19 protein-coding genes are annotated in these 21,350 nt (G+C 74.2%); 15 read left to right on the forward strand and 4 right to left on the reverse strand.

What is annotated here, in order from left to right; all coding sequences use genetic code 11:
• Positions 1 to 85: 85 nt before the first annotated feature.
• Complete coding sequence (locus tag HPC71_RS09025) at positions 86 to 856, reverse strand: enoyl-CoA hydratase/isomerase family protein (RefSeq protein ID WP_154614531.1); 771 nt, start codon at positions 854 to 856, stop codon at positions 86 to 88.
• A 105-nt stretch (positions 857 to 961) separates the two neighbouring features.
• Here HPC71_RS09025 and HPC71_RS09030 point away from each other — a divergent pair, with 105 nt between their 5' ends.
• The 11 genes from HPC71_RS09030 (at position 962) to HPC71_RS09080 (ending at position 13,050) form a co-directional block, all read left to right on the forward strand.
• Positions 962 to 1,894 (forward strand): DNA-3-methyladenine glycosylase family protein, encoded by a 933-nt coding sequence (locus tag HPC71_RS09030; RefSeq protein ID WP_253943963.1) that lies wholly within the window; start codon positions 962 to 964, stop codon positions 1,892 to 1,894.
• A gap of 25 nt (positions 1,895 to 1,919) precedes the next feature.
• Complete coding sequence (locus tag HPC71_RS09035; RefSeq protein ID WP_154614530.1) at positions 1,920 to 3,386, forward strand: alpha/beta hydrolase; 1,467 nt, start codon at positions 1,920 to 1,922, stop codon at positions 3,384 to 3,386.
• A 65-nt stretch (positions 3,387 to 3,451) separates the two neighbouring features.
• Positions 3,452 to 4,213: an MlaE family ABC transporter permease gene (locus HPC71_RS09040; RefSeq protein WP_253943964.1), complete on the forward strand. Its 762-nt coding sequence runs from the start codon at positions 3,452 to 3,454 to the stop codon at positions 4,211 to 4,213.
• 1 nt (position 4,214) lies between these two features.
• Positions 4,215 to 5,042, forward strand: coding sequence for an MlaE family ABC transporter permease (locus tag HPC71_RS09045; protein ID WP_171896590.1), 828 nt, complete (start codon positions 4,215 to 4,217; stop codon positions 5,040 to 5,042).
• Positions 5,043 to 5,044: 2 nt separating this feature from the next.
• Positions 5,045 to 6,103 carry an MCE family protein gene (locus tag HPC71_RS09050; RefSeq protein WP_230084159.1) on the forward strand — a complete coding sequence of 353 codons (1,059 nt, stop codon included), beginning with the start codon at positions 5,045 to 5,047 and terminating at the stop codon, positions 6,101 to 6,103.
• A gap of 1 nt (position 6,104) precedes the next feature.
• Positions 6,105 to 7,133: an MCE family protein gene (locus tag HPC71_RS09055; protein WP_154614528.1), complete on the forward strand. Its 1,029-nt coding sequence runs from the start codon at positions 6,105 to 6,107 to the stop codon at positions 7,131 to 7,133.
• Complete coding sequence (locus HPC71_RS09060) at positions 7,130 to 8,104, forward strand: MCE family protein (RefSeq protein ID WP_154614527.1); 975 nt, start codon at positions 7,130 to 7,132, stop codon at positions 8,102 to 8,104. The genes HPC71_RS09055 and HPC71_RS09060 overlap by 4 nt, the downstream gene beginning before the upstream one ends.
• Entirely contained in the window at positions 8,101 to 9,186 is a 1,086-nt protein-coding gene (locus HPC71_RS09065) for an MCE family protein (RefSeq protein ID WP_154611823.1), read from the forward strand. Before HPC71_RS09060 ends, HPC71_RS09065 begins: the two co-directional genes overlap by 4 nt.
• Positions 9,183 to 10,394, forward strand: a complete 1,212-nt coding sequence (locus HPC71_RS09070; protein ID WP_154614526.1) for an MCE family protein — start codon at positions 9,183 to 9,185, stop codon at positions 10,392 to 10,394. Before HPC71_RS09065 ends, HPC71_RS09070 begins: the two co-directional genes overlap by 4 nt.
• Positions 10,391 to 11,482: an MlaD family protein gene (locus tag HPC71_RS09075; RefSeq protein ID WP_154611821.1), complete on the forward strand. Its 1,092-nt coding sequence runs from the start codon at positions 10,391 to 10,393 to the stop codon at positions 11,480 to 11,482. Before HPC71_RS09070 ends, HPC71_RS09075 begins: the two co-directional genes overlap by 4 nt.
• Before the next feature lie 32 nt (positions 11,483 to 11,514).
• The gene (locus HPC71_RS09080) at positions 11,515 to 13,050 is read left to right on the forward strand and encodes an acyl-CoA carboxylase subunit beta (RefSeq protein ID WP_216656582.1); all 1,536 of its coding nucleotides are present in this window, start codon (positions 11,515 to 11,517) and stop codon (positions 13,048 to 13,050) included.
• A 192-nt stretch (positions 13,051 to 13,242) separates the two neighbouring features.
• Here the strand turns inward: HPC71_RS09080 and HPC71_RS09085 are convergent, their stop codons facing one another.
• A complete protein-coding gene (locus HPC71_RS09085) occupies positions 13,243 to 13,782 on the reverse strand; it encodes a carboxymuconolactone decarboxylase family protein (RefSeq protein WP_171896591.1) in 540 nt (179 codons plus the stop codon).
• On the reverse strand, positions 13,779 to 14,699 hold the full coding sequence (locus tag HPC71_RS09090; protein ID WP_154611820.1) for an SDR family oxidoreductase: 921 nt from the start codon (positions 14,697 to 14,699) through the stop codon (positions 13,779 to 13,781). The genes HPC71_RS09085 and HPC71_RS09090 overlap by 4 nt, the downstream gene beginning before the upstream one ends.
• A gap of 74 nt (positions 14,700 to 14,773) precedes the next feature.
• Between HPC71_RS09090 and HPC71_RS09095 the strand changes: the two genes are divergently transcribed.
• Positions 14,774 to 15,709, forward strand: a complete 936-nt coding sequence (locus tag HPC71_RS09095; RefSeq protein ID WP_154614525.1) for an SCP2 sterol-binding domain-containing protein — start codon at positions 14,774 to 14,776, stop codon at positions 15,707 to 15,709.
• 269 nt (positions 15,710 to 15,978) lie between these two features.
• Positions 15,979 to 16,311, forward strand: a complete 333-nt coding sequence (locus HPC71_RS09100) for a hypothetical protein (RefSeq protein WP_154614524.1) — start codon at positions 15,979 to 15,981, stop codon at positions 16,309 to 16,311.
• Positions 16,312 to 16,443: 132 nt separating this feature from the next.
• On the opposite strand, the gene HPC71_RS09105 is transcribed toward HPC71_RS09100, so the two are convergent.
• Positions 16,444 to 17,706: a phospholipase D-like domain-containing protein gene (locus tag HPC71_RS09105; protein ID WP_253943965.1), complete on the reverse strand. Its 1,263-nt coding sequence runs from the start codon at positions 17,704 to 17,706 to the stop codon at positions 16,444 to 16,446.
• Positions 17,707 to 17,796: 90 nt separating this feature from the next.
• Between HPC71_RS09105 and uvrB the strand changes: the two genes are divergently transcribed.
• On the forward strand, positions 17,797 to 19,923 hold the full coding sequence (gene uvrB / locus HPC71_RS09110; protein ID WP_154614523.1) for an excinuclease ABC subunit UvrB: 2,127 nt from the start codon (positions 17,797 to 17,799) through the stop codon (positions 19,921 to 19,923).
• A 61-nt stretch (positions 19,924 to 19,984) separates the two neighbouring features.
• Positions 19,985 to 21,271 (forward strand): MFS transporter, encoded by a 1,287-nt coding sequence (locus tag HPC71_RS09115; RefSeq protein ID WP_253943966.1) that lies wholly within the window; start codon positions 19,985 to 19,987, stop codon positions 21,269 to 21,271.
• Positions 21,272 to 21,350: the final 79 nt, after the last annotated feature.

Raw genomic sequence — 21,350 nt, forward strand, 5'->3', positions numbered from 1 at the left:
GACTCGGCGGGCCCGAAGTGCGGACTCGGCGGGCCAGAAGTGCCGACTCGGCGGGTTGGAGGGCGGGGTGTCGGTGGCGGGGTCGTCACATCCCGGTGAAGTCGGCCTCGCGGCCCTCGGCGAACGCGTTGAGGGCCTCGAGGTTGGCCGGGCCGCCCATCAGCTCGGCGAAGGCGGCGTTCTCCCGCTCCCGGGCGGCGTCGATCCCGGCCCGCAGTGGCGCGGTCATCGCCCGCTTGACCGCCACCAGCGAGGCCACCGGCCGCGCGGCCAGCACCTCGGCGTGGCGCCGCGCCTCGGGCAGCAGGTCGTCGGGCTCGCAGACCCGCCAGACCAGGCCCATCGCCTGGGCCTCGGCGGCCGAGACCCACTCCGCGGACAGCAGCACCCACGCGGCGTCCTGCCGCCCGACCAGGCGGGGGAGCAGGTAGGACGAGGCCGCCTCGGGCGCGACGCCGAGGGAGGTGAAGGGGCACTTGAGCCGCGCGGTCGAGGACATGAACGCGAGGTCGGCGAAGCCGAGGATGGTCGCGCCGATGCCGAGGCCGACCCCGTTGACCGCGACCACCAGCGGCTTCGGGAAGTCGACCAGCGCGTCGACCAGCCCGGGGAAGCCGTGCCGGCCGCGCTCGAAGGTCGGGTCGGTGGCGATCCGGTGCATCTCCAGCAGGTCGGTGCCGGCGCTGAACCCGCGGCCGTTGCCGGTCAGCAGCACCACCGCCACCTCCGGGTCCTCCGCGGCGGCCAGCAGGGCGTCGGCCAGCGCGTCGTACAACGCCTCGTTGAAGGCGTTGAGCGCCTCGGGCCGGTCCAGGGTCAGGGTGCGCACGCGGCGCTCGTCGGAGACCTGCAGCATGGGCGGCACCCTAGCGGCGCGGAGTAGAACGTGTTCTCGCGCCGTCCTGCAGTCCCGCGCGGTGCGGCTGCGCCGGTGTCGGTACGCCGGGTTAGCGTCGTGACCGTGACGTCCTCGACCCGCGTGTGGCGTCCCGACTGGCCGTGCGGGCTCGGGACGATGCGCCTGCACCAGCGCGGCGGGGGCGACCCGACCTACCGCATCGACGTCGCCGGGCGGCACTGGCGCGGGATCCGCACCTTGGAAGGCCCGGCCACCCTGGCGCTGCACGTCGTCGCGCGCGACGGCGCGGTCCACGCCGAGGCGTGGGGGCCGGGCGCGGACTGGGCGCTGGCCTCGGTGCCCGACCTGCTCGGCGCCGGTGACGACTGGAGCGGCTTCGACCCGCGCGACCACCCGGTGCTGGTCGAGGCCCGGCGCCGGCACCCGCACCTGCGGCTCGGCCGCACCGGCCTGGTGATGGAGGCGCTGGTCCCGGCCGTCCTGGAGCAGAAGGTGACCGGCCAGGAGGCGTTCGCGGGCTACCGGATGCTCGTGCGCCGCTACGGCGAGCGCGCGCCCGGCCCCGGCCCGGACCGGGACCTGTGGCTCCAGCCCACGCCCGAGGTGCTCCGCCAGGTGCCCTCGTGGGAGTGGCTGCGGATGCACGTCGATCCCGCCCGCTCCCGCGCGCTGGTGACCGTCGCCCGGGTCGCCGACGCGATGGAGCGCCTCGCCGACCTCCCCGGCGAGGAGGTCGAGCGCCGGCTGCGCACGATTCCCGGCATCGGCCGCTGGACCGCCGCCGAGGTGCGTCAGCGCGCCCTCGGCGACCCCGACGCGGTGTCCTTCGGCGACTACCACGTCGCCAAGGACATCGGCTGGGCGTTGACCGGCGAGCCGTTCGACGACGCCGCGATGGAGGCCTACCTCGAACCCTGGCGCCCGCACCGCCAGCGCGTGGTCGCCCTGCTCTACGCCGCGGGGCACCGCCGGCCGCGCCACGGCGCGCGGATGGCGCCGCGGACCCACCTGCCCGCCCGGGTCACCCGTACCTGATCGCGCCCCTCGCCGTTGATCCGGCGTGACCCGCCGGATCCTCGCCCTCATCGTCCCGCTGCTCGCCGCCCTCGCCCTGGCGCTGGCCCTGCTGCCGGGCCTCACCGCGGGCCCCGCCCCGGCCGTCGCGCCCGCGGCAGCCCCGGCAGCCCCGGCAGCCCCGGCAGCCCCGGCAGCTCCGGTAGCCCCGGCGGCCCCGACGAGCGGCACCGGACCGTTCCGCGACGGCCGCGGCATCAAGGTCGTCTCCGCCGAGCGGGTCGGCGCCCGGCAGTGGCGCCTGGTGGTCCGCACCGCCGAGCTCGCCCGCCCGGTCCGCGTCGTGGTCGCCCTGCCGCGCGGCTACGACCGCACGAGCCGGCGCTACCCGGTCCTCCACCTCCTGCACGGCACGGGCGGCGGGGCGCTGGACTGGGTCGAGGCCGGCGGGGTCCTGGCCGCCACCCGCGACCTGCCGCTGGTCGTGGTCATGCCCGACGGCGGGTACGACGGCAACGGCGGCTCCTGGTGGACCGACTGGGTCGACCAGGACACCGCGCTGGGCACCGCCAACTGGGAGAGCTTCCACATCGGGCAGCTCGTGCCGTGGATCGACGACAACCTCCGCACCGTGCGCGCACGGCACGCCCGCGCGATCGCGGGGCTCTCCCAGGGCGGCTTCGGGGCGTTCAGCTACGCCGCGCGCCACCCGGACCTGTTCGTCTCCGCGGCGTCGTTCTCCGGCGCGCCGGACATCGCGCGCAACCCGCTGGCCCGCACCGTCGGCGCCGCGGTGGTCGGCGCGATCCTGGGCGGCCTCAACGGCGTCTCGCCGTTCGCCGCCTTCGGCGACCCGGTCGGCAACGCCATCGTCTGGGAGGGCCACAACCCCGCCTCGCTGGTGGACAACCTCGCCGCGACCGACCTGCGGTTGTGGACGGCCCGGGGCACCCCGGGCGAGCTCGACGAGGACCTGCCCGACCTCGGCGCCGTCGCCATCGAGACGATCACCCACCTCTCGACGTACTTCTTCGCCGACGCGGCCGATGCATCCGGCGTGGCCTACCGGCTCACCGACTACCAGGACGGCACCCACACCTGGCCCTACTGGTCGCGCTCGCTGCGGGAGTACCTCCCGGCCCTCGCGCGCGTGCTGGCCCAGGAGCGGGCCCGCCCGGCGACCGTGCGCTACCGCTCCGTCGAGCGCACCTGGGACCAGTGGGGCTGGCGGGTGGTCAACCGGCGCCCGGCCGAGCATGCCTGGAGCGAGCTGCGCGGCGCGTCCCGGCGCGGGTTCACCCTGGTCGCCGAGACCCCCGCCGTGGTCCGCACGCCGCGCTGGTTCCGCCCCGGCGCGACGTACGTCGTCCGCTACCGCACCGGCTCCGGCCCCACCCGCGTGCGGGCCACCCCGGCCGGCCGGCTGCGCCTCGCGGTGACGCCCACGGCCGCCGGAACGGATGGTCCGGTCGGGCGTAACTCCCAGGTGCACGTGACGTTGCACACCATGTGACACCGATCACTGCATCCCCGGCCAGGGTCTCCGGACCCGGACTGGGCCAGCGTGCCCGCGCCGGCGTGCGCACCACCGGCGCGATGACGCTGCTGGCGCTGACCGCCTCCAGCGCGGCGGTCTCCGACATCCTCGGGCGCCGGTTCTCCTGGTCGGAGTGCGTGCTGCAGGCCTGGTTCATGGTCCGGGTCTCGCTGCTGCCCACCATCCTCGTGGCGATCCCGTTCGGCGTGATCGTCTCGGTGCAGGTCGGCGGGGTGGCCCAGCAGATCGGCGCGGCGTCCTTCAGCGGCGCGGTCAACGGCATCGGCGTCCTGCGCCAGGGCGCCCCGCTGGTCACCAGCCTGATGATCGCCGGCGCGGTCGGCTCGGCGATGTGCTCCGACCTCGGCGCCCGCACCGTCCGCGAGGAGGTCGACGCGATGCGGGTGATGGGCATCGACCCCGTACGCCGCCTGGTGGCCCCGCGACTGGTCGCCGCCGTGGCGGTCGCGCTCCTGCTGAACGTGGTCGTCGCCGTCACCGCGATCGGCACCGGCTACGCCCTGAACGTCGGTGGCGGCGACGTCAGCTCGGGCACCTACCTCGGCTCGTTCGTCTCCTTCGCCGCCCCCAGCGACCTGCTGCTCGCCGAGGTCAAGGCGGCCATCTTCGGGTTCATCGCGACCATCGTGGCCGCGCACAAGGGCCTCGGCGCGACCGGCGGCCCGCGGGGCGTCGCGGAGGCGGTCAACCAGGCCGTGGTGCTCAGCTTCATCCTGCTCGCGCTGGTCAACGTCGGGCTCACCCAGGCCTACGTCCTCCTCGTCCCGCAACGGATCGCCTGACGTGGCGCGCATCGACCGCCGAGGGCTCCCCGGCACCGACCTGCTCGCCACGGCCGGCGACGCCGCGACCTTCTCGCTGCGCGCCCTGGCCGCGACCGGCTCCACCCTGCGGCTCTACCGGGCCGAGGTCCTGCGCCAGCTGGCCGACATCAGCTGGGGGTCCGGGGCGCTCGTCGTCGGCGGCGGCACCATCGGCGTGATGGTGCTGCTGGCCTTCTCAGCCGGCACCTCGCTGGGCATCGAGGGCTTCGCCGGCCTCGAGCTGGTCGGGCTGGCCCCGCTGACCGGGTTCGTCTCGGCCTCGGTCAACACCCGCGAGCTCGCGCCGCTGGTCGCCGCGCTCGCCCTGGCCGCCCAGGTCGGCTGCCGGTTCACCGCCCAGATCGGCTCGATGCGCATCCACGAGGAGATCGACGCCCTCGAGGTGATGGCCGTCCACCCGATGCGCTACCTCGTCTCGACCCGGGTGATCGCGGCGATGACCGCGATCCTCCCGCTCTACCTGATCGGGCTGATCGGCTCCTGGATCGCCTCGGAGGTGGCGGTCACCGTGCTGTTCGGGCAGTCACCGGGCACCTACGAGCACTACTTCGACACCTTCATCTCCGCGCGCGACGTGGGCTTCTCGGTCGTCAAGATCCTCGTCTTCGCGCTCCTGGTGACCCTCATCCACTGCTGGTACGGCTTCCGCGCCGCCGGCGGCCCGCAGGGCGTCGGCGAGGCCACCGGCCGCGCGATCCGCGCCTCCATCGTCGTCGTGGTCGTCGTCGACATGCTGCTGACCCTCGTCTTCTGGGGCAACGACCCCGGCTTCCGGATCTCGGGGTGACCATGGGACTCCTCGACGCCCTCCGCGGCCGCGAACGCGACCCCTCCCGCGCCACCCTCGTGGCCCGCGGGATCGTCGCCCTGAGCGTGCTCGCCGTCGTGGTGGCCGGCCTGGTCCTGCTCGGCAACGGCACCTTCGCCGACCGGCTCACCGCCACCGTGGCCCTCGACGACGCCGGCGGGTCCCTGGTCCCCGGCGCCGACGTCAAGCACCGCGGGGTCGTCGTCGGCCGGGTCGCCGCCCTCGACCGGGCCGACCGCGACGGGGAGGTCGAGGTCACCGTCGACCTCGACCCGGACCTGGCCGGCGACGTACCCGTGGACGTGACGGCGCGGGTGCTGCCCGCCAGCGTCTTCGGCACCTCCTTCGTCGACCTGGTCTCCGCCGGCCGGGGCGCGCGCGGCCTGGCCGCCGGGGTGCGGATCGAGCAGGACCGCCGCCACCAGACCCTGGAGATCCAGGCCGTGCTCGACGGGCTGGACCGCGTCGTCGGCGACCTCGGCCCGGCCCGCCTGGCCACCGCGCTCGACGGCCTGGCGACCGCGCTGGACGGCAACGGCGAGCGGCTGGGCCGCACCATCGTGACCCTCCACCGCTACCTGGGCCGGCTGAACCCGAGCATGCCGCGCGTGCGCCGCAACCTGGAGCTGCTCGCGACCAACCTCGACGCGTTCGCCACCTACGCACCCGACCTGCTCGACGCCACCGACGACGCGTTGGTCGCCGCCCGGACCGTGGTGGAGCACGAGGGCCGGTTCGGTGCGCTGGTGCGCAGCGGTGGGCGCACCTTCGGCCGCACCGCTCGGGTGCTGGAGGCCAACGAGCGCGGCCTGGTCGACATGCTCCTGCGCACCGCGGTCGTCGTGGACGCCCTGTACGACGGGCGCCGCGACCTGGTCGAGGGGCTGCTGTCCACCCTCGACTTCGCCGACGGCTTCACCGAGGCGCTCTCGCACGGCCGGTACCTCCGGATCGCCGGCGACCTCCAGCTCGCCGAGGAGCCGGCGTACGGCCGGGGCGCCTGCCCCTCCTACGGCGCCCACCGCGGACGGGGGTGCTGAGGTGGCCAGGGGTGCGCGCGGGGTCCGGCCGGCCGCGGTGGGGCTCGCTGTCTTCACGGCGATCTCCCTGGTGCTGCTGGTCGGGCTGCACCGGATGATGACCAACGCGCCCGCCGACGGCGCGCGCACCTGGACCGCGCGGTTCGAGTCGGTGAGCGGCCTGCGCCCCGGCGACGACGTGCGGGTCGCGGGCGTCGACGTCGGCCGGGTCGACGACATCGAGGTCGTCGACGGCGACCTCGCGCGGGTGCGGTTCACCATGGACGGCGACCTCGACGTGCACGAGCGAACCCGGGTGACGCTGCGCTACCAGAACCTGCTCGGCCAGCGGTACCTCGCGCTCAGCGCGCCCGGCGCCGACCGCGGCGCCAGGCTCCCGGCGGGGGCCGAGATCCCGCTGTCGCGCACCAGCCCCGGCTTCGACCTGACCGCGCTGCTCAACGGCTTCGAGCCGCTGTTCTCGGTGCTCGAGCCGGCGGAGGTCAACGAGCTGGCCGGCTCCATCGTCGCGGTGCTCCAGGGGGAGTCCGGCACGGTCGAGTCGCTCCTGCGCGGCACGGCCGAGGCCACGTCGTACCTCGCCGACCGCGACGAGGTCTTCGGGGAGGTCCTCGCCAACCTCACCCCGGTCCTGCAGAACCTCGACGAGCAGTCCGAGGACGTCGACGCCACCGTCGTCGCCCTGCGCCGGCTGATGCAGGGCCTGGCGGGGGAGCGGCGCACCTTCGGGCGCTCCCTCGACAACCTCGCCGGGCTGGTCGACAGCACCTCCGGGCTGCTGCGCGAGCTCCGCCCCGGGCTGCGGCGTGACGTGGCGGCGCTGCGCGAGGTGAGCGGGCTGCTCGCCGACGAGCGCGACCGCGTGGGCCACGCCGTCGAGCGGCTGCCCAGGCTCTTCGACACCTTCGCCCGCACGATGTCCTACGGCGGCTTCCTCAACGTCTACCTCTGCAACCTCGGCGTCGACCTCGCCGAGCAGACCGTCTGGGTCCCCGCCTCGGGTGGCCCCTACTCGGGAGCGTGCCGATGAGAGCGCTCGCGGACCGCGACCCGATGCGGGTCGGCCTGGTGACCCTCTGCGTGCTGGCGCTGCTCGCCGCCGGCGTCTCGGCCGCGGCGCGCCTCGCGCCCGGCGCCGAGCGCTACACCGCCGTGCTCGAGCACACCGGCGGCCTCCGCGTCGGCGAGGAGGTCCAGGTCGCCGGCGTCGGCGTCGGCGAGGTCACCGGCATCGAGCTCGGCGAGGAGCGGGTCGAGGTCGCCTTCACCCTCGACGGCGACCTGCGGCTCGGGGCGCGGACCAGCGCCGAGGTCAAGGTGGCGACCCTGCTCGGCACCCACTACCTCCAGGTCTCGCCCGCGGGCGACGGCGAGCTGCCCGACGCCACGATCCCGCTCGACCGCACGCGCGTGCCCTTCAACCTCCAGGACGTCATCGACGAGGTGGTCCCCGAGGTCGACGCGTTCGACACCGCCACCATCGAGCGCTCGCTCGCGCAGGTGGCCGCGACCATGGAGGCCGCGGGCGGCGAGCTCGGCCCCGCCCTCGACGGCGTACGTCGCCTCTCCGCCGTCGTCGTCGAGCGCTCCGATGACCTCGGCGAGCTGCTCGGCGCGACCCGCGACGTCAGCCGCCGGCTCGTCGACAGCGGCACGGACCTGGTCGCCCTGATGCGCCACGCCGACGCGATCCTCGACACCCTCCGCGTGCGCCGCCAGACCATCCACGCCCTCCTGCGCGACCTCGCCGAGCTCGGCACCCAGCTCGCGGCCGTGGTCGAGGAGACCGAGGCCGACCTCGCGCCCACGCTGCGCGACCTCGTGGTCGTCACCGACCTGCTCGAGGAGCACGCCGACGACGTGCGCGACACCGTGCGCGCCCTGGCGCCCTCGGCCCGCTACTTCGCGAACGCGAGCGGCACCGGCGGCTGGCTGGACCAGTACGTCCCCGGCGCCACCCCCGACAACCTCGAGTGCATCCTGGAGAGGTCCTGCGGATGAGCCCGACCGCCCCCGCCCGCGCGCCCCGGCGCCGCGCCGCCGCGCTCGCGCTCCTGCTCGGCGCGCTGCTGACCACGGCCGGTTGCGACCCGCTCGGCCCCTCGACGCTGCGGCTGACCGCCGAGCTGGACGACGCCGCCGGCCTCTTCGTCGGCAACGACGTCGGCGTGCTCGGCGTGCCGGTCGGCGAGATCACCGCGGTCACCCCGCGCGGCGACGTCGTCGAGGTCGAGATGGCGGTCGACGCCGGCACCGACCTGCCCGCGAGCGCCGGCGCGGTGGTGGTCGCCCGCTCCGTCGCGACCGACCGCTACCTCGAGCTCACCCCGGCCTTCGCCGACGGGCCCCGCATGGAGGACGGCGACCGCATCCCGCTGGACCGCACCCGCACGCCGGTGGAGTTCGACGAGGTGCTGGCCTCCCTGGAGGGGTTCAGCACCGGCCTGGCCGGCGAGGACGGCGAGGCCCGGGCGCTGCGCCGGCTCCTCTCGGCGAGCGCCGAGGCGCTCGAGGGCCGCGGGGCGGACGCCAACGCGACCGTCCGCGAGCTCTCGGCGGCCGCCCGTGGCCTGTCCGGGCACCGCGAGGAGCTCGTCGGCACGATCGACGGGCTCGACGACCTCACCGCGCTCGTCGCCGCCAACGACGAGGTCGTCGACCAGTTCCTCACCAGCGTCGCCGACGCGACCGACCTGCTCGCCGACGAGCGCCACGCCTTCGGCCGCTCGCTCACCTCCCTCAGCGGCGCCCTGGACTCCCTCGCGGTCTTCGTCCGGGAGAACCGCCCGGCGCTGCGCGGCTCGCTGCGCGGGCTGACCCGCGTCACCCGGAACCTGCTCGTCCACCAGGCCGATCTCGCCGAGGCCGTCGAGGTCGCCCCGCTGACCTTCGAGAACATCGGCAACGCCATCGACGACGACGACCGGCTCGACGTGCGGATGCCGGTGCGGCACCTCGCGCCGGCCCCCGAGGTCATCGACGCGCTGTGCGACGGCGTCCTGCCCGCCGGGGTCTGCGACGAGCTCGGCACGTCGCCCGACATCGGTGACCTCCTCCTCGCGCTCCTCGGGATGCGGCCGTGACCCGCCCGGTGGTGTCCCGGTGCGTGCCCCTGGTCCTCGGGCTGGTGCTCGCGGCCGGCGGCTGCAGCACCGTCGACCGGGTCCGGCCCCCGAGCGTGGGCGAGGGGGAGTGGCGACTCTCCGCGGTCGTCGACGACGCCCTCAACCTCCCCGTCGGGGCCGCGGTGAAGTCGCGCGGCCTGGTCGTGGGCCAGGTCGTCGACGTCGAGCCGGACGACTACCGCGCGCGGGTCGAGATGGCGATCGAGGACGACGTCGAGCTGGCCGAGGGCAGCCGGTTCCGGCTGCGCTACACCACCGCGCTGGGCGAGATGTACGTCGACGTGGAGCCCGCTCCCCGTGGACCGCTCCTCGCTGACGGCGACGTGGTCCGCGGGCCGGCGGTCACCACGTCGGCGACCGTGGAGGACACCCTCGCCTCGGCGTCCCTGCTCGTCAACGGCGGCGGGCTCGGCCAGCTCCAGACGATCGTCTCCGAGCTGAACACCGCGCTGGAGGGTCGGGTCGGCGCCACCCGCGGGGTGCTGTCGGAGACCGACCGGTTCCTCACCGAGGCGCTGGCCAGCACGCGCGAGATCGACCGGGTCCTCGACGGGCTCGCCGACGCCGCGCGGACCCTCGACGAGCGCGAGGCGACCATCGACGCCGCCCTGCGCGACCTGCGCCCGGCGGCCCGCACGCTGACCCGCAACACCGACGACCTGGCCCGGCTGCTGAGCCGAAGCGACCGGCTCGCCGTCGTCGCCGACCGGCTCGTGCGGCGCACCCGCACCGACCTCACCACCGTGGTCGACGAGCTCGGTCCCGTCCTGGAGGAGGTCCTCACCATCCGCGACGAGCTCGTCCCCGGGCTCGACCTGCTCGCCGACTTCGCCGAGCGCGCCGACGCCGCCGCCCCCACCGACTACCTCAACCTGCGCTTCCGCCTCGACGCCCTCGCCGCGCTCGACGGCACCGACCCGCTGCTCCCGGGCGTCCCCGGGCCGGACCAGCCCGGCGAGCCGGGCGAGCCGGGCGAGCCGGGTCTCCCGGGGCTGCCGGGACTGCCAGACCTGCCCGGGCTCCCGGATCTGCCGGGGTTGCCCGGCCTCCCGGGCCTGCCGGCGCTGCCCGGTCTGTCGGGGCTCTCCGGGCTGCTCGACGCCGCCGCGGACGCCACCGACCTGCCCTGGCTGCTCGGCCTGCGACCCCAGGGGGAGGAGCGATGACCTGGCTGCGGGCGCATCGCCCGGTGCTCAGCGTGGTCGGCCTGGTCGCGGCGTTCGCGGTCTGCGTGACGTACCTGGTCACGGTCGTCCTCGACGTGCCGCTCACCGGGCGCGCCGACCAGGTGAGCGTGCAGCTGCCGCGCACCGGCGGGCTGTTCGAGGGCTCGCCGGCGACGTACCGCGGGGTGCGCGTCGGCACCGTCACCGACGTCGAGCTCGACCCGGAGGCGGGCGTCGTCGCGACGATCGCGCTGCGGCCCGGCGTCGAGGTGCCGCGGGCGACCCGCGCGGCGGTGCGCAGCCTCTCGCCGGTCGGCGAGCAGTTCCTCGACTTCCAGCCGGACGAGGACGGCGGCCCGTTCCTGCGCGACGGCGACGTGGTGCGGGCGAGCGCCGCCGACGTACCGGTCTCCATGGCGGCGGCCGCCGCCGGCCTCGACAACCTCCTGGACCGGGTCGACGGCCGTGACGTCCGCGTGCTGCTGCGCGAGATCGCCGCCGCGACCCAGGGCACCGGCGGCGACCTGGAGACGCTCCTGGTCTCCCTCGACGAGGTCAGCACCGCCCTCGACGACGCCTGGCCGCAGACCGACCGGCTGCTGCGCAACGGCGAGCGGGTCGGCGAGCTGCTCTCCGCGCACCGCGCCGACCTCGCGGGCTTCTCGGAGTCGGCCCGGCGGTTCGCGTCGTGGCTGGAGGGCTTCGACCCCGAGTTCCGCCGCATCCTGCGCCGCGCGCCCGACGACCTCGACACCATGGGCGTGCTCGCGGACGACCTGGCCGTCGACCTGCCGCCCGCGCTGGTCGAGCTCGTCGGCCTCACCGACCTCCTCGCCGATCGCGACCCGCACGTCCGGCAGCTGACCCGGATGCTGGGCTACGGCACGAGCCGCTTCGCCTCGGCGTTCAACAACGGCTGGCTCGACATCGACCTGCTGCTCCAGGGCCAGGAGCAGTGCAGCTACGGCACCCCGCACCGCCACCCCAGCTCCACCGACCGGAAGCCGCTGAACCGGGACGGGCGGTGCGCGATGGACGACGCCGTCTGGCGCGGCGCCGAGCACGCCCCGCCCCCGCTGGACCGCTGAGCCCGCGGCGGTCGGCGCCTACACTCCGCTGCGTGCCGATCCGCCAGGAGCTCCTCGACCTGCTCGCCCGGCGGGCGCTGACCGAGGACGCCGCGCGTCCCGACGCGGTCGCCCGGCTCCACGCCCGCGGCGGCCGGACCGCGCGGGAGAACGTCGCCGCGCTGGTCGACCCCGGCAGCTTCGTGGAGTACGGCCGCTTCGTCACCGCCGCCCAGGAGGGCCGCCGCGACCTCGACGACCTCCTGGACCGCACCGTCGCGGACGGCATCGTCGGCGGGCTGGCCACTCTCGGCGGTCGGCAGTGCGCCGTGCTGTCCTACGACTACCTGGTCATGGCCGGCACCCAGGGCATGCGCGGGCACCGCAAGACCGACCGGTTGCTGGACGTGGTCGAGCGGCTCGCCCTGCCGACGGTGTTCTTCGCCGCCGGCGGTGGCGGCCGGCCCGGGGACTCCGACATCCCGCTGGTCTCCGCGCTCGACGTGACCACGTTCGCGGCGTGGGCGCGGCTCTCGGGCCGGGTGCCGCGGATCGCCGTGGTGGACGACAACTGCTTCGCCGGCAACGCCGTGGTGGCCGGGTGCGCCGACCTCGTTGTGGCCACCCGGCGGGCCTCGCTCGGGATGGGCGGCCCGGCGATGATCGCCGGCGGCGGGCTCGGCGACGTGGCCGCCGAGGACATCGGTCCGATCGAGGTGATGACCGCCAACGGCGTCGTCGACGTCCTCGCCGAGGACGAGGAGGTCGTGGACGTCGCCGGGCGGCTGCTCGGCTACTTCCTCGGCCCGGTCGAGGAGTGGACCGCCCCCGACCAGACCCCGTTGCGCGACGCGGTCCCCGACGGCGAGCGCACGGCGTACGACGTCGAGCCGGTCGTGGAGACCCTCTGCGACGTCGACAGCGTGACGGTGCTGCGGCCGGCCTTCGCGCCGGAGCTGCTCACCGCCCTGGGCCGCATCGAGGGTCGCACCGTCGGCGTGCTGGCCAACGACACCCGGCACATGGCCGGCGCGATCACCGCCGACGCCGGCGACAAGGCCGCGCGGTTCCTCCAGCTGTGCGACGCCCACGGGTTCCCCGTCGTCTCGCTCGTCGACACCCCCGGGATGATGGTCGGCCCCGACGCCGAGCGGACCGGCCTGGTGCGGCACACCTCCCGCCTGCTCGTCGCCGGCGCGACCCTCCGCGTGCCGCTCGTCGGCGTCGTGCTGCGCCGCGCCTACGGGCTCGGCGCGCAGGCGATGCTCGGCGGCAGCACCCACGAGCCGCTGCTCACCCTGGCCTGGCCCGGCGCCCACCTCGGCGCGATGGGTCTGGAGGGTGCCGTCCGGCTCGCCATGCGCCGCGAGCTCGAGGCGATCGAGGACGACGCCGAGCGCGAGCGGACCGTCCAGGAGCTCACCGCCTTCGCCCGGGAGCGCTCCTCCGCGCTCAACGTCGCCCGCCACTTCGAGATCGACGACGTCGTCGACCCCGCCGAGACCCGCCACCTGATCGCCCGCGTCATCGACGCCGCCGCCCGCGACGGCCGGCTCACCGGCTCCGGCCGCACCGTCGACACCTGGTAGCCGGCGCGCGGCGCCCGGGACTCCGGCGGCTCGGGCGACTCCGCGACTCGGGCGGCGGTTCATCAAGGTATGCAGGTCAACCCGCACTTCCCTGGCGGAGCTCACCCGGGGGAGTGGCGGTTCGGCTGCATACCTTGATGAAACGACCCCGCCCCGGCGGAGCCCAGGAGACCCCGGAGGAGACCGACCCCCTCAGCGCCGCGGACGGTCCGGCTGGACGCGCAGGACGCCGAGGGTGGTGGCGAGCATCCGGTAGTGGCCGACCAGCATCAGCACCTCGATGCAGGTCGGCTCGTCGAGCTCGGCGCGCAGGTCGGCCCAGGTGGCGTCGGAGAGGTCGTCGGTGGCGTGGAGCTCGTCGGTGACCCGCAGCAGCAGCCGCTCGCGCGGCGCCCACCCGGGCGCGTCCGGGCCGTCGGCGACCCGGTCGAGCTCGGCGTCGGTGAGCCCGGCCCGGCGGCCGAGGCCGCGGTGCTGGGTCGCCTCGTACTCGCTGCCGGTCAGGTGCGCGACTCGCAGGATCACCAGCTCGGTCTGGCGGCGGGGGAGCCGCCCGCCCGGCATCATCCGGCCCGCGAAGTGCAGCCACCCGCGGAAGAGCCGCCGGTTGCGGCCCAGGGTCAGGAAGACCGCGGGCGGCTCGGTGCCCGAGACCCTTCCGGCCACGTGGGCGAAGGCCCAGGTGGCCACGCCGACGTCGCGCCGGGCGCCGGGGGTGATCCGTGCGCTCACGCGGCGCTCTCCGGCAGGCTCTCGGGGCGGCGGGCCTGCTCGACGGCGGGCAGCGCCTTGTTCGCGCCCCAGCTCATCACCCGCATCAGGGCGACGTAGGCCGGCGGCAGGTAGCGCTGGAGGAGGTGGGCGAGCTGGATGTCGCGCGAGGTGTAGACCCAGTAGCGCCGGCGGCGTACGCCCTCGAGGATCGCCTCGGCCGCCTGCTCGGGCGAGACCGCCCCGTGGCGGAAGCGCGCCTGGAGCCTGCGGAAGGTCGGGCTGGCCTTGTCGACGCCGGAGATGTGGATCGTCTCGGTCAGCGGCGTGTCGACGGCGCCGGGACAGACCAGGCTGACCGCGATCCCGTGCCGGCGCAGGTCGAAGCGGAGGACCTCGGAGACGCCGCGGATGCCGAACTTGCTCGCGCTGTACGCCGCGTGCCACGGCATCCCGATGATGCCGGCCGCGGAGGAGACGTTGACCAGGCTGCCGCCCCGGCCGCCGTCGATCATCGCCGGCACGAGCTCCTCGATGACGTGGATCGGGCCCATCAGGTTCACCTCGACCAGGCGCCGCCAGTCCTCGTGCTCCAGGGAGCGGACGGTGCCCCAGCGGGAGATCCCGGCGATGTTCATGACGACGTCCATGGCGCCGTGCTCGGCGGTCAGCCGCCGCGCCATCGCCTGGACCGCCGCGTGGTCGGAGACGTCGACGGCCTCGACGTGGCCGACCCGGCCGCCGGCCGCGCGGATGGCGGCGGCGGCCTCCTCGAGGCGCTCGGCCCCGAGGTCGGTGAGGTGGACGACGGCGCCTCGCCGGGCGGCGAGCTCGGCCGTGGCCCGGCCGATGCCGCTGGCGGCGCCGGTGATGAGGACGTGCTGGTCGGTGAGGGTGCGGGCGCGGGAGCGGCGGCGTGGGAGCAGACGAGGGAGCATGCGCGGAGCCTTCCATCTCAGGAGGCCGCACGGCCAGTGTCGCGACGAGGCTCGGACGTGGTAGCCAAGGCCCCGTGACCCCCACCCTCCTCGAGCCCCTCCGCACCGCCGACCGGGCCACCGCCGACCGCTTCTTCGCCGACGCTCCGGCCGAGGCCCTCGTCGCCGCCGTCACGGCCTCCGACGACGACCTGCTGCTGGAGCTGATCGGGCGCGAGGAGGTCCGGGCCGCCGCGGTGCCCGGCATCCTCCGCCGCCTCGAGGAGTACGCCGACGCCGACCGCCTGGCCGGGGTGTCCGGCACGGTCCGGTTCGACCTGCGGCGCGGCAGTCGCCTGCTGGAGAGCCACGCGATCCGGCTGGACCGGGGCGCGGTCGACCTGGTGGCCGACCGGGATGCCGCGGAGGCCGCCGACGTCGTGCTGACGACCAGCCTGCTGCGCTTCGTGCGGCTGGTCTCCGGCGAGCGCAACGCCGGCCTGGAGTACCTCGGCGGCGGCCTCGACGTGGAGGGGGATGCCCTGCTGGCGCTGGCCGTGGGCGGGATCTTCCGCGTGCCGGGCCACGCGGAGGCGGCCGTCGACCCCACGGCGCTCGACCCCGACGAGGTCGCCCGGGCGGTGGGCGAGGCGAGCACCGACCACCTGCGCCGGGTGATGGCCGGTGGCTTCCGCCCGGTCGTGCTGGAGGAGGTCTTCCGCCGGCTCCCGTCGTTCGTCGACGAGCGTCGCGCCGCGAACCTGGACCTGGTCGTCGGCTTCCGGCTGGGCGGCGGGCCGGGGGAGCCGGACCGCTACGTCGTGACGCTCCGTGACGGGGCCGCGGCCGTGACCGACGAGGACGAGGGCCGCCGGGACGCGACGATCGTCTGCGACGCCCACGACTTCCTCCGGCTCGCCACCGGCCACCTCGGCGCGGTCGCCGGGGTCATGCGGGGCCGGCTCGGCGTGAAGGGCGACAAGGCCAAGGCGCTCCAGTTCGCCTCGGTCATCCGGTTCCCGACGGGCTAGACCACCGGGCTGGACCAGTGGGCCCGGAGCGGCCGGCTCAGAGCAGCGGGGCTCGCTGGGTGTGTCCCTGTCGGCGGGCCCCGGCTACCCGAGTCCTGCGCGATACTCCCGCCATGCCAGTGGAGCGCAGGAGGCGTGGTCTACGACCCGCCGAAAGCGCGCGGAGTACGTCGGGGGGCCTGGCACTGCTGTGTGCCCTGGTCGCTCTCGGCGTGCAGGGCTGTGCTGGTGGTGGGTGCTCCGATGTCGGTGGATTCGACGGCGTAGGTGTGGAGATCCCGCGCGTGCTGTTCGTGTCGACGGGGAGCGTGGCCGTCGAGGTCTGCGACGCCAACGAATGCGCTACTGCGACCCAGCGTCTCGGTCCCGTGCCCGAAGGAGCAGTAGGCCGAGGCGCGAACATCACGTTCGATGATCTCGGTCGCTGGTTCGAGCCGGGGCCAGTAGCCGTGACGGTCGAGCTGTCCGACGCAGACGGGACGGTGATCGCGACCGCCGAGCGAGACGTCCACCTCACGAGGTCGTATCCGAACGGCGAATCCTGCGACGGTGACGGCTACGTCGTCGGCACGGTCGCTCTGACCGCCAGCGACCGACTCTGAGACAGTCGCATGGGCGGGAGCGGCCGAGGCGGCCGTGGGCGACCTCGACGCGCCACGCGTGCCGGGTGGGCCGCACGGTGACGTCGCGCTCGACCCGCGCGACAGGGACACGCCCGGTCGGAGCAGCGGGGCTCAGAGCAGGGGACGCAACGGCCGCAGCAGGGACTCGGTGAAGCGCCGGTGCAGGTCGCGCGCCTCCCACTCCCCGCTGGTGAGCTCGATGGAGTTGGACTCGTCGACGAGGTGGATCTCCTCGAGGGTGCGCGCGAGCTCGCCGTCGATGAACTCGACGTTGATCTCGTAGTTGCCCTGGAGGCTGAGCCGGTCGATGTTGGCGGTGCCGACCGTCGACCAGGTGCCGTCGACGGTGGCGGTCTTGGCGTGCACCATCGCGTCCTTGAACCGGAAGATCCGCACGCCCGCGTCGAGCAGCTGGGAGAAGTACCCGCGCGAGATCCAGTCCGCGACGATGTGGTTGGACTTCAGCGGCACGAGGAGCCGGACGTCGACCCCGCGCTTGGCAGCGGCTCGCAGCGAGTCGACGAGCTGCTGGTCGGGCAGGAAGTAGGCCTGGGTGATCCAGATGTTGCGGCTCGCCCGGTCGAAGGCCTCGAGGTACATCCCGCGGATGGGGAACATCCACAGCCGAGGCACGTTGCGCTGGAACCGGATCATCGGCTCCCACGTCGAGGCGGTCTCCAGCAGCAGCGGCCGCTCGCTGTGCCCGATCCGGCGGCGCCGGTGCAGGTTCCAGAAGTCGGCGAACGCGCGCTTGAGGTCCCAGACGCCCGGTCCGGTGATCCGCACGTGGGTGTCGCGCCACTCGGTCTCGTAGGCCGAGCCGATGTTGTAGCCGCCGACGAACCCGACCGCGTCGTCGACGACGAGCACCTTGCGGTGGTCGCGCCCGTAGCGGCCGAGGTCGAAGAAGCGCCACCCGGCGCCGTACACGGGGTAGCGCAGCACCTTCAGCGACGGCGGGAACCGCTTGAACCGCGGGGAGACGACGAGGTTCGCGAAGCCGTCGTAGATGCAGTAGACGTCCACGCCGCGCGCGGCGGCGGCGATCAGCGCCTGCTTGAACCGCTCGCCGACCGCGTCGCCCTTCCAGATGTAGGTCTCGAAGAGCACCTGCCGCTTGGCGCCGTCGATCGCGGCGATCATGTCCTCGTAGAGGTGCTGGCCATAGGTGTACGTCGTCACCTCGCCCCGTCCGATGGCCACGGTGCGCGGCTCGGTGAACGGGAAGGGCCGGGGCTTCTTCCCGCGGCGGCGGTAGGAGTCGACCAGCGACATCCCGACGGCCAGCGCGAGCTGCACGCCGACGACGGTCAGCAGGGTGCGGCGCAGGACCCGGAACGTCCGCTCGAGGACGAGCTGGCGGCGGGCGGTCACGGGGCACAATCTAGGGCACGCCCGGAGATCGCTGTCGCGGGGAGCGGAGCCGGGCCGGCGCTGTCGGCGGCCCCGCGTAGGCTCGAAGCCATGCGTCCAGTGACCGATCTCGAGCGCCGCGTCGCCCCGTTCCAGGTGGTCTCGGACTACCAGCCCTCGGGTGACCAGCCGGCGGCGATCAAGGAGATCACGAAGCGGATCAAGGACGGTGTCGAGGACGTCGTGCTGCTCGGTGCCACCGGCACCGGCAAGACCGCGACGGTCGCCTGGGTCGCGGAGCAGGTGCAGCGCCCGATGCTGGTCATGCAGCCCAACAAGACCCTGGCCGCGCAGTTCGCCAACGAGCTGCGCCAGCTCTTCCCCGACAACGCGGTCGAGTACTTCGTCTCCTACTACGACTACTACCAGCCCGAGGCCTACGTCCCGCAGACCGACACCTACATCGAGAAGGACTCCTCGATCAACGAGGAGGTCGAGCGGCTGCGCCACTCCGCGACCAACAGCCTGCTCACCCGCCGCGACGTGATCGTGGTCAGCACGGTCTCCTGCATCTACGGCCTGGGCACGCCGCAGGAGTACGTCGACCGGATGCTGCGCCTCAAGGTCGGCGAGGAGCACGATCGTGACTCGATCCTGCGCCGGCTGGTGGAGATCCAGTACACCCGCAACGACATGTCCTTCACCCGCGGCACCTTCCGCGTCCGCGGCGACACCCTGGAGATCTTCCCGGTCTATGAGGAGCACGCGGTCCGCATCGAGTTCTTCGGCGACGAGATCGAGCGGCTGATGACGCTGCACGCGGTCACCGGCGAGGTGCTCACCGAGGACCAGGAGCTCTACGTCTTCCCCGCGACCCACTACGTCGCCGGCCCCGAGCGGATGGAGCGGGCGATCAAGGGGATCGAGCTGGAGCTGGAGGACCAGCTGGCCAAGTTCGAGCGGGAGGGCAAGCTGCTGGAGGCCCAGCGGCTGCGGATGCGCACGACGTACGACATCGAGATGATGCGCCAGGTCGGCTCCTGCTCGGGGATCGAGAACTACTCGATGCACATCGACGGCCGCCAGCGCGGCTCGGCGCCCAACTGCCTCATCGACTACTTCCCCGAGGACTTCCTGCTCGTCGTGGACGAGTCGCACGTCGCCGTGCCGCAGATCGGCGGCATGTACGAGGGCGACATGTCCCGCAAGCGCAACCTGGTCGACCACGGCTTCCGGCTGCCCAGCGCGATGGACAACCGGCCGCTGCGCTTCGAGGAGTTCCTCGACCGGATCGGCCAGACGATCTACCTCTCCGCGACGCCGGGCGACTACGAGCTGGACAAGGTCGGCGGCGACGTCGTCGAGCAGATCATCCGCCCGACCGGCCTGGTCGACCCCGAGGTCGTGGTCAAGCCGACCAAGGGCCAGATCGACGACCTGATCCACGAGATCCGGCTGCGGGTGGACAAGAACGAGCGGGTCCTGGTCACCACGCTGACCAAGAAGATGTCCGAGGACCTCACCGACTACCTCCTCGACGCCGGCATCCGCACCCGCTACCTCCACTCCGAGGTCGACACGCTCAAGCGGATCGAGCTGCTGCGCGACCTGCGGCTGGGGGAGTACGACGTGCTCGTCGGCATCAACCTGCTGCGCGAGGGCCTCGACCTCCCGGAGGTCTCGCTGGTCGCGATCCTCGACGCCGACAAGGAGGGCTTCCTCCGCTCGGACAAGTCGCTGATCCAGACGATCGGCCGCGCGGCCCGCAACGTGTCGGGCCAGGTGCACATGTACGCCGACAGGATCACCCCGTCGATGGAGAACGCCATCGACGAGACCAACCGCCGTCGCGCCAAGCAGGTCGCCTACAACGAGGCGCACGGGATCAACCCGACCCCGCTGCGCAAGAAGATCGCCGACATCACCGAGATGCTCGCCCGCGAGGACGAGAGCACCCAGGCGCTGCTGGAGACCTGGGCCGGCACCGAGGCCAAGGGCCGCGCGGGCGGCGCCAAGGTCAAGCAGCCGGTCCCGACGCTCGGCAAGGACGCCGCGGGCAAGCACGCCAAGGACCTCGCCGGCATGCCGAGCTCCGACCTCGCCCAGCTCATCCAGGACCTCACCGACCAGATGCGGACCGCCGCCGCGGAGCTGCAGTTCGAGCTCGCCGCCCGTCTGCGTGATGAGATCTCCGAGCTCAAGAAGGAGCTCCGGCAGATGATGGAAGCCACGAAGTGACCGAACGGGAAGGGGCTGCCGACGTGGCAGGGGAGACCAGCTGAGCGGCCGTGCCCCGGAGGTGCCGCTGCGCATCTCCGTCCTGGTCTGGGGCGTCGGCCTGCTGGTCTACCTCCTCGCGGTCTTCCACCGCAGCTCGCTGGCGGTGGCCGGCCTGCTCGCCTCGGAGCGCTTCGACATCTCCGCCTCGCAGCTGGCGGCGTTCACGATGCTCCAGCTGCTCGTCTACACCGGCATGCAGGTGCCGGTGGGCCTGCTCGTGGACCGGTGGGGCCCGCGCAGCGTGCTCGCGGCCGGCCTGACGGTCATGACCCTGGGCCAGGTCGCCTTCGCCCTGGCCACCTCCTACCCGGTGGCGCTCGGCGCCCGCGCCCTGGTGGGGGTGGGCGACGCGCTGATCTTCATCTGCGTGCTGCGGCTGGTCTCCAGCTGGTTCCCGCCGCGGCGGATCGCGCTGTTCAGCCAGCTCACCGGCACCGTGGGGCAGCTCGGCTCGGTGGTCGCCGCGGTGCCGATGACCTGGGCGCTGCGCGACCTGGGGTGGACCGGCGCCTACCTGGTCGCGGCTGGGGTCGGCCCGGTGCTCATGATCGCCCTGCTGCTGGTCCTGCGGGACACCCCGACGGTGCGGAACCTGCGCGGGGAGCCGATGGGGCTGGCCGCGGTGCGCCGCAGCCTGGCTGCGTCGTGGGCCGAGCCGGGCACCCGCCTGGGGTTCTGGATGCACTTCACGACGCCGTTCAGCAGCAACACGCTCGGCCTGCTGTGGGGCTACCCGTTCTTCGTCCGCGGCGAGGGGCTCTCCTCGGGCGAGGCGGGCTTCCTGCTGACGGTCGTGGTGGCGGCCGCGATGGTGGCCGGGCCCGGGCTGGGCTGGCTCGCCGGCGTCCATCCCTGGCACCGCTCGACCATCGTCCTCACGGTGACCGGCGCGCTCGCCGCAGCCTGGGCGGTGGTCCTGCTGTGGCCGGGCGCGGCGCCGTTCGGCGTGCTGGTCGGCCTCGCCGTGGTCGTCGGCGTCGGCGGCCCGGCCTGCCTGATCGGCTTCGACGTGGGGCGCACCTCGAACCCGCCCGAGCGGCTCGCCAGCTCCATCGGCCTGATCAACCAGGGCGGTTTCCTCTCCACCCTGGTGCTGGTGGTGGCGATCGGTCTGGTCCTGGACTGGCGCACGCCGGCGGGGTCGGGCTTCACCCCCGAGGCGTTCCGCTGGGCGATGTCCGTGCAGTTCGTGCTGTGGGCGCTCGGCGCCTCCCAGGTCTGGCGGCTGCGCCGGCTGGCTCGACGGACCACGACGCGCGAGGCGTACACCGCCTCCCTGCGGCTGCCGGTCGGTCCGCCGCCGTGAGGAATCCTGTGGCTCGCCCGGGCCGGACGTGATCTGCTGCGGGGGCGGTGGCGGGTGGGTGATGGGACACCGCGGACGG

Source organism: Nocardioides marmotae (assembly GCF_013177455.1).
Lineage (GTDB): Bacteria > Actinomycetota > Actinomycetes > Propionibacteriales > Nocardioidaceae > Nocardioides > Nocardioides marmotae.